At 43.3% G+C, this 13,870-nt stretch carries 11 protein-coding genes; 1 reads left to right on the plus strand and 10 read right to left on the minus strand.

Annotation, left to right across the window (positions count from 1 at the left end):
• Window positions 1-75: 75 nt before the first annotated feature.
• Window positions 76-450, minus strand: coding sequence for a ComEA family DNA-binding protein (locus tag JMW90_RS02395; protein WP_201561504.1), 375 nt, complete (start codon window positions 448-450; stop codon window positions 76-78).
• Window positions 437-1,300, minus strand: coding sequence for a nucleoside triphosphate pyrophosphohydrolase (gene mazG / locus JMW90_RS02400; RefSeq protein ID WP_201561505.1), 864 nt, complete (start codon window positions 1,298-1,300; stop codon window positions 437-439). Before mazG ends, JMW90_RS02395 begins: the two co-directional genes overlap by 14 nt.
• A 155-nt stretch (window positions 1,301-1,455) precedes the next feature.
• On the opposite strand from mazG, the gene JMW90_RS02405 reads away from it, so the two are divergent.
• The gene (locus JMW90_RS02405; RefSeq protein WP_227691835.1) at window positions 1,456-2,937 is read left to right on the plus strand and encodes a phosphohexomutase domain-containing protein; all 1,482 of its coding nucleotides are present in this window, start codon (window positions 1,456-1,458) and stop codon (window positions 2,935-2,937) included.
• A gap of 271 nt (window positions 2,938-3,208) precedes the next feature.
• On the opposite strand, the gene JMW90_RS02410 is transcribed toward JMW90_RS02405, so the two are convergent.
• The 8 genes from JMW90_RS02410 to odhB form a co-directional block, all read right to left on the minus strand.
• Window positions 3,209-4,594, minus strand: a complete 1,386-nt coding sequence (locus JMW90_RS02410) for a UDP-glucose/GDP-mannose dehydrogenase family protein (protein ID WP_227691836.1) — start codon at window positions 4,592-4,594, stop codon at window positions 3,209-3,211.
• Between the two features lie 67 nt (window positions 4,595-4,661).
• Window positions 4,662-6,329 carry a glucose-6-phosphate isomerase gene (gene pgi / locus JMW90_RS02415; RefSeq protein WP_201561507.1) on the minus strand — a complete coding sequence of 556 codons (1,668 nt, stop codon included), beginning with the start codon at window positions 6,327-6,329 and terminating at the stop codon, window positions 4,662-4,664.
• A 3-nt stretch (window positions 6,330-6,332) separates the two neighbouring features.
• Complete coding sequence (locus tag JMW90_RS02420; RefSeq protein WP_201561508.1) at window positions 6,333-7,217, minus strand: UTP--glucose-1-phosphate uridylyltransferase; 885 nt, start codon at window positions 7,215-7,217, stop codon at window positions 6,333-6,335.
• A 54-nt stretch (window positions 7,218-7,271) separates the two neighbouring features.
• Window positions 7,272-8,312, minus strand: a complete 1,041-nt coding sequence (gene galE, locus JMW90_RS02425) for a UDP-glucose 4-epimerase GalE (RefSeq protein ID WP_227691837.1) — start codon at window positions 8,310-8,312, stop codon at window positions 7,272-7,274.
• 107 nt (window positions 8,313-8,419) lie between these two features.
• Entirely contained in the window at window positions 8,420-9,295 is an 876-nt protein-coding gene (sucD, locus tag JMW90_RS02430; RefSeq protein WP_201561510.1) for a succinate--CoA ligase subunit alpha, read from the minus strand.
• A 104-nt stretch (window positions 9,296-9,399) separates the two neighbouring features.
• A complete protein-coding gene (gene sucC, locus JMW90_RS02435; RefSeq protein ID WP_201561511.1) occupies window positions 9,400-10,566 on the minus strand; it encodes an ADP-forming succinate--CoA ligase subunit beta in 1,167 nt (388 codons plus the stop codon).
• Between the two features lie 222 nt (window positions 10,567-10,788).
• The gene (gene lpdA, locus JMW90_RS02440) at window positions 10,789-12,240 is read right to left on the minus strand and encodes a dihydrolipoyl dehydrogenase (protein ID WP_201561512.1); all 1,452 of its coding nucleotides are present in this window, start codon (window positions 12,238-12,240) and stop codon (window positions 10,789-10,791) included.
• Between the two features lie 282 nt (window positions 12,241-12,522).
• Window positions 12,523-13,764, minus strand: coding sequence for a 2-oxoglutarate dehydrogenase complex dihydrolipoyllysine-residue succinyltransferase (odhB, locus tag JMW90_RS02445; protein ID WP_201561513.1), 1,242 nt, complete (start codon window positions 13,762-13,764; stop codon window positions 12,523-12,525).
• Window positions 13,765-13,870 lie beyond the last annotated feature (106 nt).

Genomic DNA, 13,870 nt, shown 5'->3' on the forward strand with positions numbered 1-13,870 from the left:
ATGGTGGGTGTATTTAGACATTTACTTACATGCTAATTTGTCAATATTGGGGTTAATTAAAGCAAAATACAGGGATTAATCTTGCACGGTTAAACGTCGACGATTTTTCTCAACCGTTTTTGCGCCAATTCCCTTTACCTTGGTTAATTCATCAACCGTTCTAAAACTGCCAAACATCTCACGATATAAAATAATGGCTTGCGCTTTGCTGCTGCCAATTCCATGCAGCAATGTCAGTTCACTCTCTGTCGCTCGATTGATGTTAATAATTGACTGCGTGCGTGCTTGGGTCTGCGCTGTCTCTTGCGTTAATAAATAGTTATAAGCACTTTGGGCATTGTCAAAACACGGCACAGCATACGCTGTATTAATGGCGATATTAAGTGATAAAGCTAGGCAACTAACGCCTATTAGTAACCTCCTAATCAACTGTTTATTAGGCACGTTCATGTTGTTTTGCCGCTTCCCATAACGCATCCATCTCATTAATATCACTGTCTTCTAAACGCTTACCAGCAGCGGATAGTTGTTCTTCAATATAGCCAAAACGCGATTTAAACTTATGCACACAAGTCAAAGTTGCTGTTTCCGCATCGAGGTTTAGTTTACGTGCCACATTCACCAGCGCGAACATACAATCACCAAGCTCTTTTTCAATATCAGCAATATTGGCTTTTCTCTCCTCTGGCGACTTATCTGTCAGCTCATCTTTTAGCTCGGCAATTTCCTCATCGAGTTTATCAAAGGCACCGCTGACACCTTCCCCATCAAAACCCAGTTTTGATGCCTGCTTTTGTACCTCTTGCGCCTGCATAAGGGCACTGCCTGCTTTGGTTTTATCTAGACGACGCTGTGGTTTGCCCCGTGCTGCGCGGGCTTGCTGTTCTTCCACTTTAATTTCATCCCAGCGTGCTTTTACTGCTGCCTCATCTGTCAGTGTTTCCGCTTCGAACACATGCGGATGGCGGCGAATGAGCTTTTCTTGCAAAGTAGCAATCACATCACTGATATCGAAGCGCCCTTGCTCAGCATACAGCTGACAATGGAATACCACTTGCAACAACACATCGCCAAGCTCGCCTTTGATATCCTCGTCATCATCGCTTTGTACCGCCTCGCCTAGCTCGTAAGCCTCTTCAATCGCGTAAGGAATAAGACTGTGATTGCTTTGTTTTTTATCCCATGGACAATCGCTACGCAGCCGCGCCATCAACGCCAATAAATCGTTCAACTTACCGCTGGCAGCAGGCTTTCCTTGCACAGGCGTAGGTGCAGAGATTTGCTTTTCTATAATGCTCATAAGGGATGCTCGTATATTTTAATTTGCTAGGCAACAGAATAAAGCGACATTCATAGCAATTGAGCAGTTAGTGTATCATTGATGCGCAATTGACTTATAATCGTGTTACTACTGAATCATCTTCTCATTGCTCACGCGCAAGGAACCTTATTATTATGTCCAATTCTGCGACTATTGGCTATCATCCAGCCACTGAATTTACTCCTATTATTATCAATTCATTTAAAGCGTACGATATCCGCGGTGAGCTTGGGGTCAATCTAGACGAAGATATTGTCTATCGTATCGGACGTGCCTTTGCACAGATTTTATTTCAGCGTTATCACGCAGCTGATGCCAAAGCTGAACTAGAAAACTTAAAGCCAGCTGTCGTTATCGGCAGTGATATCCGCCACTCAAGTGAGCAATTAAAACAAGCAGCTATTAGAGGCATGCTGGACGCGGGTGTTGATGTCATTGATTTAGGGATGACGGGGACGGAAGAGGTATATTTTGCTACCAGTCATTATCAGGCGCTGGGCGGTATTGAAGTCACTGCCAGTCACAATCCTATCAATTATAATGGCTTAAAACTGGTAAAAGAGCATTCAAAACCAATAAGCGCTGATGATGGTTTAGCAGAGATTCAAGCATTGGCAGAATCAGGGCAATTCATCACTGACAGTACGTTAGGCAACCTACAATTACTGACGGACAAAAGCGCCTATATCAATCATGTCATGACTTTCGTCGATATTGATAAATTAAAGCCATTAAAGCTGGTCATCAATTCAGGTAATGGCAGCGCAGGACCGGTGGTCGATTTATTGATTGATAAGCTCTTGCAAGCTGGCGCGCCCATTGAGGTGATTAAATTGCATCACACCCCTGATGGCAGCTTTCCAAACGGCATTCCCAATCCTATGATCGAAGCCAATAGAGTCGCCACTCAGCAAGCCGTATTAGAGGGTAAAGCCAACCTTGGTATTGCTTTTGATGGTGATTTCGATCGCTGCTTTTTATTCGATGAACAGGGTAACTTTATTGATGGTAGTTACATCGTCGGTATGCTCGCACAAGCCTTTTTAAATAAATATCCAAGCGAGTCTATTGTCTATGACCCGCGGGTGATATACAACACCGAAGCGGTGATAGCTGAGCATAACGGCAAAGCGGTCATCAGTAAATCTGGACACTCATTTATCAAGCAAGTCATGCGCGATTCTGGCGCTGTGTACGGCGGCGAGATGTCTGCCCATCACTATTTTCGTGATTTTTTCTACTGTGATAGCGGCATGATTCCGTGGCTCTTAACCATTGAATTATTATCCGTCACGGGTAAGACGCTGTCCGAACTGGTTAGTGGTTATATTAAAGCCTATCCAAGCTCAGGTGAGCTGAATTTTCATCTAACCACCCATGATGCATCAACGATTATTAGCGCCATTGAAGAGAAATTTAGTGTTCAAAATCCCATCAATTCTACCCTTGATGGATTAAGTCTCAACTTTGGTGAGTGGCGCTTTAACTTACGTGCCTCAAATACAGAACCATTGATTCGATTAAATATTGAAAGCCGTGGTGATGCAGAATTATTAACAACCAAAACGCAAGATATTCAGCAATGGCTGGCTACTCAAGGAGCCATTCCTGCTTAAGGTTTTATTCTCGCTAAAAAACCACGGATTCTTTTATAAAAAGCACCGCTTAATATAGATATTAAACGGTGCTTTTTATGGTTTCAATGTAGTTTTTTTAGCTAGATATAGTCAGAGAAAAGTAATATCGATACATCAAGTACTGCTGATATTAATTTTTCTTGCTTGCTGTGCCTATGCAGACAGAGGCTACAAAAAATTTATAACAGCAGCACTATAGCGTTTTGAGATATTTTAACTATAGCATGATTTTTATAGTTGATAGCGCCTATCATTTAGCGCGGCCCATACCTATATATTCACCAACTAAGCTATCAATTTGCACACTTGTTAATACATTTTGTGCATCAAACACAGGTATTGCTTGTTGATTTAATAATGTTACATCCAGTCGATCTTCTGGTGACCAACTGACAATAAAGACCGCTTGCGCTTTATCCAACTGCTGATAAGGATTGTCTATCAATTCCAGTAAAGGCTGTTGTCCGTAAAGTGCCGCAAGCTCAGTCTGTGCTTTATCACTATAGACCAAGGTGCGAATATTATAAGACCACAGTAACGCTAGTAGTGGATGAATGGCTGAACCTGCTGTCCGCCCTGAACCTGCTTTATAACTACCACCCCAAATCATGACGGTTTTATTATCAATAAAACCATCGAAATATTGCCAAAATTTGCGGAATATCAACTCTTTTTGATCTTCATTAATATGGATGACCGACTGTAATAACGGCATGGCCAAGCTTTGCTCATTGCTTGATTGCTGCAACGTTAGCAATTCAGCGGGCAAGGTGTTACCACCAAAGCCCCAACCTGCTTGTAAGTAGCTATTGCCCACGCGCTCATCAAGCCCCATAATATGACTGACCTGCTGAATATCGACCTGTTGACTGTCCGCCAAACGTGACATCTCATTCATAAAGCTGACTCGCGTTGCGAGCATCGCCATGATGCTACTACGGGCAAACTCTATGGTCGCAATATCAGCATAATAAGTAGCACGTGCATGCTGCATTAATGGCTGTAGCATATCCAAATGATGGCGGCTATTGGGCGTTTTTTCACCGAGTAACCACAATGACGGATTTAACATCGAACTATAAGCGTCGCCATCTTTTAAGAAAACAAATGGCAGATAATAGACCCAAGCGCGCTTTAGGCGCTGAGACAATGCAGCTATAGTGCCAAGCTGCTTAATACCACTCATGATAAGCGGTTGCGCCTGCTGATGACTATGGTTAAAAGCGCTAAGCCAATCATCTTCTATCCATACAGAATCGATACTGCCTAAAAATACCCAATATAGTGCCACTGTTTTTGGCTTATTAACTTCTTGGCACTCTCTGATAATGTGGCTATCATTATGGCTTGCTCCTTCATAACACTGGATGAGCTCATCAGCGGTATTCGGCAGCGCATAACTAACAATGTCTTGCTGCTGCGTATACATCTGCCATAACGCTTGTAAGTGATGCTCAAAGCCATATTGCTGTAGCTGCTGCGCCAATAACTCCTGATCTGCATATAAATGGACACGTTGACCAAGACTTGCCAGCACCACAGCACTGGTCAGCGCCTCGATACTATGACCGATAAGCACGCAGACAGCAGATTTTCTTGCCACACGGCTAAGCAAATTTGGTTCAGATTGGGGCATATTTTTATCCATAGCATCAGCGCTCATGAGTGTACCTTTAATAATAACTGACTTAGTAGCAGTACCATCAAGACAGCTGTTTAATGTGTTTTAATAGCTGATTGGTTGAGGTATCAAATTGCGCGCCACCTTCTTGCTGCATCGCAGCATGGACCGACTCTGCCATCTGCTTACCCATCTCAACCCCCCATTGGTCAAATGGATTGATATCCCAGATACTGGCCATGACATAAACTTTATGCTCATAGAGCGCAATCAGCGCGCCTAAACTATGCGGGGTAAGCTCATTGATAAGTAAGGTAGTAGAAGGCTGGTTACCTCGGTAGTATTTATATTTATCAGCATCACAAGCCACTTGGCCGTCCGTTTCAGCGATAGCCGCATTACCAAAAGCAAGCACACGGCTTTGCGCCAAACAGTTGGCTAAAGACAGCTCATGCTGCTGTTGTAGTGGCGTATTTTTTGCCTCATCACTATATCGGCGTACACAAGCGATAAAATCACAAGAGACTTGCTGTGTCCCTTGATGGAGCAGCTGATAAAAGGCATGTTGGGCATTGGAACCAATCTCACCCCAAAGAATTGGACAAGTATCATAATCGATACATTCGCCATGTTGGGTCACCGATTTACCATTACTTTCCATCTCAAGCTGGGTCAAATAACTGGGCAAATAACTTAAGCGCCCATCATAAGGCAATACCGTATGGGCGTTCACTTGTAAAAAGGTGCTATTCCAAACTGCAAGTAAGCCTAATAATACCGGTATGTTTTCTGAAAAATCCGCCTGCGCAAAATGCTCATCCATACTGTGCGCGCCTGCCAACAGCTCCTTAAACCCAGACATACCGATACGAATAGCAATAGCAAGACCAATCGCTGACCACAAAGAAAAGCGACCGCCAACCCACTCCCAAAGCTGTAGCTGATGCTCAGGATGAATACCCCAAGCACTCATCTTTTTGCTATTGGCGGAGATACCAATAAAGTGGCGACGTAACACACTGTCCTCAGTACCCGCGCGACGTTTTGCGGTGGCAAGTAACCATGATAATGCTGTTTTGGCATTGGATAAGGTATCAATGGTACCAAAGGATTTAGATGAGATAATAAATAGAGTGGTTTCAGGATTTAGATGTTTTAGCAAATTATCTAGCTGCGTGCCATCCATATTGGAGACGAAGTGCACCTCAACACAAGTATCTGCCCACTCATCAAGGGCAGTGGTTGCCATCAGCGGACCTAAATCAGAGCCCCCTACACCAATATTGACCACATCAGTAATTGCCTTGCCCGAGAACCCTCGCCAAGTCCCACTACGTACACGCTCAGATAAACGTTCAACTTGCCTCAAGCTTTGATGGACATCAGCAACCACATCTTGATTATCAAGTTGCAAGCTTGCGGTGGCAGGCAATCGTAGTGCGGTATGCAAAGCGGCACGTTCTTCACTGGTATTCACCATTGCCCCTTGTAGTAAGGATTGAATACGAGCAGACAACTCACAACTGTTTGCCAAACTTAATAAATTTTCTAATACAGTATCATCTAGACATTGCTTGCTGTAGTCCATATACAGTGCCCCACATTGGGCGCTAAAACGTTGGGTGCGTGTATCATCCTGTGCAAACAAAGCAGCCAATGACCACGGCGAATCAGCGCAGATTTGTAGCTGCTGCCAATATTTAGAATGACGGGCACTGCTATAGACTTCATGGTCTTTTGTATGGTTCATTAACTACTCTTCATCGGCTAATTGCTGCTGAGCGAAATAAATGAAAGCCTGCAGATAAGAGCGCATATCGCCAGCATCATAGCTATCACCACGCATGGTGGTGACATTGACGCCATATTCACTGATAAGTGCGTCAATAGCATCTGTTAGCTGAATCTCTCCGCCAACTGAAGCTTTGGTATTAGCCAGATAATCAAAAATATGATGACTAAAGACATAACGACCAACCACAGCGAGTCTTGATGGCGCATCAGAGAGATTTGGCTTTTCTATAAAACCTGCCACTTTAAAGCTGATATTGGCATCTACTTCGTCATCAATATTACTTGCATCACTAAACGCTTCATTCAATTGGGCGATACCATATTTATGCACATCCTCATCTGCAACTTTATCGACCAATATTTGCGAATGATTGCCTTCAGAAAAAGCATTAATCATAAAGGCTAAATTATCAGCAGACATATCTCCATTAAAAGGATCAAGTACCACATCTGGTAAGAGCACTGCAAAATCATGATCACCAATAATCGGGCGTGCGGCAAGCACCGCATGACCTAAGCCCAATGGCTTACCCTGACGTATCATCGATATGGTTACGTCATCCGGTAGCCAATTTAAGCTATCTGCCAGCTCGTCTTTGCCTTTATCACGTAATTGATTATCTAGCTCAGCATTGATATCAAAGTAGTTCTCGATCGCGCTCTTTTGTGCATGACCAACCAAGACGATATGCTTGATACCAGCAGCAATAGCTTCTTCAACCACATAATGAATAGCAGGACGATTACCAAGCGGCAATAGCTCTTTGGGTACTGCCTTAGACAATGGCAACATACGAGTACCAAAGCCTGCGACAGGAATAACAGCGTGAGTGATTTTATTCATAATTTTTAAACTTTATTAAAAAAAGCGTGAGATAAAAGATATGTTTTATGTAACCTAAGCTAGGTTATAACCATTTGGATTCATGCTTTGCCAACGCCAACTATCTTGACACATATCAGTAATAGACAAGCTTGCTTGCCATCCTAACAACTCCTTTGCTTTATCAGCACTGGCATAGCAACTGGCAATATCGCCCGCTCGGCGTGCGGCAAATTGAAAAGGAATATCCTGACCTGATACAGCAGAAAATGCTCTGAGTAACTCCAATACCGAAGTGCCTTTTCCTGTTCCTAAATTGATAGGCAAAAACCCAACAGCTGGTGTTTGGCTTTCTAAATAATTCAGCGCAGCAACATGTCCTGCTGCAAGGTCAGTGACATGGATAAAGTCGCGTACACCCGTACCATCGACGGTAGGATAGTCATTGCCAAAAATACTTAATTGATCAAGCTTACCGACGGCAACTTGTGAGATATAAGGCATCAAGTTATTAGGAATATCATTGGGGTCTTCCCCAATCTGACCGGATGGATGCGCACCGACTGGATTAAAGTATCTAAGGGTAATCAGGTTCCAGTGATTATCAGATACTGCAAGGTCTTCTAGGATGTGTTCAACCGTGAGCTTACTTTGCCCATAAGGGTTGGTACAGGAGCGTTGAGAGTCTTCATTAATTGGCAGAATTTCAGGATCACCATAGACCGTAGCCGATGAAGAGAAAACAAAGTTTTTAACCTCATATTCAGCCATGATTTTAAGTAAGGTAATCGTACCACTCACATTATTATCATAATACATCAACGGCTCAGTCACAGACTCGCCAACTGCTTTTAAGCCAGCAAAATGAATCACGCCAAAAAATGGCTGCGCGGCAAATACTTGCCTGAGTGAATCAGCATCACGAATGTCACCTTCAATAAATTCGATTGGCTTACCGATCAAACTAGAGACACGGTTAATAGCTTCCTGACTACTATTAGATAAATTATCATAGATAACAACCTCGTAGCCTGCTTCATGCAGTGCAATACAAGTATGTGAACCGATATATCCTGCGCCGCCAGTGACTAATATTTTATTTTTATTATTTTCCATATTGATATCCAAAGCAATTTTTAAACAAAAAAAGACACCCCATTGTAGGGGTGCCTTCATTATTTTTCAACGTCATTTGAGTATTAGTAGTCAGTTAGCTGCTAATACTACCAGCCCGTTACTTCTTTTAGCTTCTCACCCAATTTTGATGGGTCACGCGTATAAGCAATACCTGCCGCTTCGAACGCTTTAAATTTATCTTCAGCAGTACCTTGACCGCCAGAGATGATGGCGCCAGCATGACCCATACGCTTACCTTCAGGAGCAGTAACACCAGCGATATAACCAATAACTGGCTTGGTCACATGGTCTTTGATATAAGCGGCCGCTTCTTCTTCAGCAGTACCACCAATCTCACCGATTAGGATGATTGCTTCAGTTTGTGGATCTTCTTGGAACAGTTTTAATGCATCAATCTGGTTCATACCAGGGATTGGATCACCACCGATACCGATACAGGTTGATTGACCAAAACCAAGCTTAGTGGTTTGAGCAACCGCTTCATAGGTCAACGTACCAGAGCGTGAGATGATGCCCACTTTACCTGGCAGATGAATATGACCTGGCATAATGCCGATTTTGCACTGACCTGGAGTAATAACGCCTGGGCAGTTAGGACCAATGAGACGTACATCGCCCGCTTCTTCAAGATAGCGCTTGGCTTTTAGCATATCAAGCGTTGGTACGCCCTCAGTGATAACTACAATCAGCTTCACGCCAGCGTCAATCGCTTCGATGATAGAATCTAGTACAAAAGGCGCTGGTACATAGATAACAGAAGCGTCAGCTTGAGTCGCTGCCATTGCTTCGTTCATGGTGTTGAATACTGGCAGACCTAGGTGCGTTTGACCTCCTTTACCTGGCGTTACGCCGCCAACAACTTTAGTACCATATTCGATGGCTTGTTCTGAGTGGAACGTACCATTTTTACCGGTAAAACCTTGCACCAATACTTTGGTGTCTTTATCAATTAATACACTCATTATCTTATCCTTGTATGCGGTTGTCTGGTAGGCGCTTGCCTATCTTGCCACGTTAAATATTAACAGCAGCAAGATGACAGTAAACGCCTTATACTCTTGAGCAATTAAGCTTTAACAGCGTCAACAATTTTTTGAGCGGCGTCTGATAAACCTTGCGCTGAAATCAATTTCAGACCAGATTCTTCTAGGATTTTCGCACCTAGCTCAGCATTGTTACCTTCTAAACGGACAACAACCGGTACTTTGACGTCAACTTCTTTGATAGCAGCGATGATAGCTTCTGCAATCATGTCACAACGTACGATACCACCGAAGATGTTGATCAAAACACCTTCAACGCTGCTGTCTTCAAGGATAATCTTGAATGCTTCAACAACGCGATCTTTAGTTGCACCGCCGCCCACGTCCAAGAAGTTAGCAGGTTTGCCGCCGTACAATTTGATGATATCCATCGTTGCCATTGCAAGACCGGCACCGTTTACCATACAACCGATATTGCCTTCTAGGGCAACATAGTTTAGATCAAATTCAGCTGCTTTAAGCTCACGCTCATTTTCTTGTGATTTGTCTTGTAGCGCAGCAATTTTAGGCAGACGATACAAAGCGTTTGAGTCGATACCAATTTTGCCATCAACACAAACGATTTCGCCATTTTCGCGAACCGCTAATGGGTTGATCTCAAGTAAATCAATGTCGTTCTCAACGAATGCTTGATAAGCACCAGTCATCAATTTAACGAATTGATTGATTTGCTTGCCTTCAAGACCCAATTTAAACGCCACTTCACGCGCTTGGAATGGCAATAAACCAACCAATGGATCGATATTTACTTTAAAGATTTTTTCAGGAGTCTCTTCTGCCACTTTTTCAATCTCAACACCGCCTTCAGTTGATGCCATAAACGTCACGCGACGTGAAGAGCGATCAACAACAGCGCCAAGATATAGCTCAGTTTGTACTGGGTACATATCTTCTGCAACCAAAACGAAGTTTACTGGCTGACCAGCTGCATCCGTTTGATACGTTACCAGATTCGTACCGATAAGCTCATCAGTCACTTGCTTCGCTTCTTCGCGAGTCTTAACCAGTTTCACGCCGCCCGCTTTACCGCGACCACCCGCATGAACCTGCGCTTTAATGACTGCGATATCAGTTGGGGTTTTATCAAAAGCGGCTGCCGCTTCGTCGCCACTATAGGCAATGATGCCTTCTTGAATGGGCAAGCCATAGCTTTTCAATAGCTCTTTTGCTTGATACTCATGTAAATTCATTGATTGAATCCTTTATTATTACCATTAATAAAAAATGAAAACCCATACACTGTAGAATGCTCTACTGTATTTGAGACCAACGCCACATTTGAAATAGTCATTCAAAATAGCTATTCAAACAGTGCGATGGTCATGTCATCATCTAATAACCATTTAACACACTTAAAATATCTTAAGACACTTTCAAAGTATCTTTATACAAAATATTTTAAGCGCTTCAAATTATTTACGTTTTTTACGCTGAATCGCGTGAATGGCACGGCCATCTGCTGACAATGCTGCTTCATGTACCGCTTCAGAGATTGTTGGATGCGCAAACGTCATCAACTGCAAATCTTCGATGCTAGAGACAAACTCCATCGCAATCATACCTTGATGGATAATATCGCCTGCACCCGCAGAAATCGCATGCATACCTAACAAGCGGTCTGTTTTGGCATCCGCAACGACTTTGATAGAGCCTTGTGCTTCACTTTGGGCAAGAGCACGACCGTTAGCCGCTAGGTTGAATGAACCTGTTTTAACTTCGTAACCGGCAGCTTCTGCTTCTTGCTCAGTCAATCCAACCCATGCGATTTCTGGATGGGTATAGATGACGTTGATGATAGTGTCGTAATTCACTTGGGCTTTTTCGCCATGAATACGCTCAACCGCCATCATGCCCTCTTCCATGGCTTTATGCGCAAGCATAGGGCCACGGACCAAGTCGCCGATAGCATAAACGCCATCAAGATTGGTTTTGCACTGATCGTTAACATCAATCAAACCACGTTCGGTCAATTGAATACCACTGTCTTCGCCAAGTAATTTTTCAGAATAAGCGCGGCGACCGACACAAACGATCAGCTTATCAAAACTCTCTTCGCTAGACTCACCTTTGGTTTCACTGGTGACGATGACTTGATCGCCTTTCACTTCAGCATTAGTCACTTTGGTATCAACACGGATATCAAGACCTTGCTTTTTCAGCATTTTGCCGGCTTCTTTGGCGATGTCTTTGTCAGCTGCTGCTAAGAAACTTGGAAGCGCTTCATAAACCACAACCTCGCTACCCAAACGACGCCATACTGAACCAAGCTCAAGACCGATAACACCCGCACCGATTACGCCTAAACGTTTAGGTACAGAAGTGAAGTCAAGCGCGCCAGTAGAATCAACAATGCGATCGCCGTCAGTTTTGGCAACTGGAATATCAATCGGCACTGAACCAGCTGCAAGAATGACATTTTTAGCAGTGATAGTCGTTTCTGCTTCATCAGCAAGCGCGGTAAATTTAACTTGTTTATCGCCACCTTTACCATCTTCTAATGTGCCCCAGCCTTGTAGCCAGTCAACCCCATTACCTTTTAATAACGCAGCAACGCCGCCAGTCAACTGCTTAACGATGCCTTCTTTACGGGCAATCATTTGCTCGATATCGATAGCAACATCACCAGTAGTAATACCATGCTCATTAAGGTCGTGCTTAGTCGCTTCATAGCGATGTGAGCTATCAAGCAATGCTTTTGATGGGATACAACCGACGTTTAAGCAAGTACCGCCAAGCGCAGGCTCACCTTTATAAACGCGTTTTTCGATACAAGCGACGCTCATACCCAGCTGTCCTGCACGGATTGCTGCTTCATAACCACCAGGTCCGCCGCCGATGACGACTAAATCATAACTGTCTTTCATAATACGTTCCTATTTTAATTTTAGTTTAATCTTAGTTTAATGTTAGGTATCATATAAACCAATTTTATCTCGTTAGTAAACCATCGACCTATCTATTCGATAACCAATACGATACCTAAATGCTAGATAATAGATGCGTTTAAAAAGACGATAAAGATGGCTGCTGAGTATTCTTAGCTCATTGCTCATAAGATAGAACTGAAAAAGCTAAAAGGCATTAAAAGATAATCTATATAAAGCTAAAAAGCTTGTATCAGTCATTACTGATACAAGCCTAAAAACTTAAAGATCTAAAAGTAGCATAGTAGGGTCTTCAACCAATTCTTTTAGTGTTACTAAGAATTTTACCGCTTCTTTACCATCAATCATACGATGGTCATAAGACAGTGCAAGATACATCATTGGCAAGATTTTAACTTCGCCATTAACTGCCATAGGACGATCATTGATGGCATGCATACCCAAGATAGCAGTTTGTGGCGGGTTCAAGATAGGTGTTGACATCAGTGAACCAAATACACCACCGTTTGAGATGGTGAATGTACCGCCAACCATGTCTTCTAGACCAAGTTTGCCTTCTTGTGCTTTACCACCAAACTCACGAATCTTGGCTTCAACATCTGCCATGCTCATGCGATCAGTATCACGCAATACTGGTACGACTAGACCACGATTAGAAGAGACGGCAACGCCGATGTCATAGTAACCATGATAAACGATATCATCACCATCTAATGAGGCGTTCACAGCTGGGTAGCGTTTTAGTGCTTCAGTCGCCGCTTTTACGAATAACGACATAAAGCCTAAACGCACACCATGGCGTTTTTCAAACTGATCCTTATACTTGGTACGCATGTCCATCAACGGTTTCATGTTGACTTCGTTAAACGTCGTTAGCATTGCTGTTTCTTGAGAAGCGGCTAGCAAACGATTCGCAATTGTCTTACGTAGACGTGTCATTGGTACACGTTTTTCAGTACGCTCGCCAACTGCTTCAGCAACAGGACGACCACTATCAGAAGTGATTGAGCTGTCCGCTTTTAAGGTTGGGTTTGACATATCAGTTTTAGTCACACGACCGCCGCGACCACTGCCTTCAACGTTTTTAGGATCTACGCCAGACTCTTTAGCCGCTTTACGGACTGCAGGGCTTTGATCTTTATGATCAGATTCGTCTGCTTTGTCAGTGCCTTGTACTGGCTCGCCGCCATCTGTTGCTTGTTTAGGTTGTACTGGCGCAGCTGGTTGATCTGGATCAACGGCAGGAGCAGCTTCAGCACTGGCGCTAGCACCGGCTTCAAATTCGGCAATCAGCTCATCAGACAATACAGTATCGTCTACTTGCTTAACGATTCGGGTTACAACGCCATTGTCAGGCGCAACCACTTCCAATACAACCTTATCAGTTTCGATTTCAGCTAATAAGTCATCACGGTTTACTTGCTGACCTTCAGTGACGTGCCATTCAACGATTGTACCATCGGCAACCGATTCTGGAAAAACGGGGGCTTTAATTTCAGCCATCGATATACTCCTTAGATTTGGATATTACTATTTATAATTAAGTCGTGATAGGCAGTCAGTACCATTTAAAACGTGATATTTAAATTGTCTTACTGGGTACTGACTG

The organism is Psychrobacter glacincola (assembly GCF_904846215.1).
Classification (GTDB): Bacteria; Pseudomonadota; Gammaproteobacteria; order Pseudomonadales; family Moraxellaceae; genus Psychrobacter; species Psychrobacter glacincola.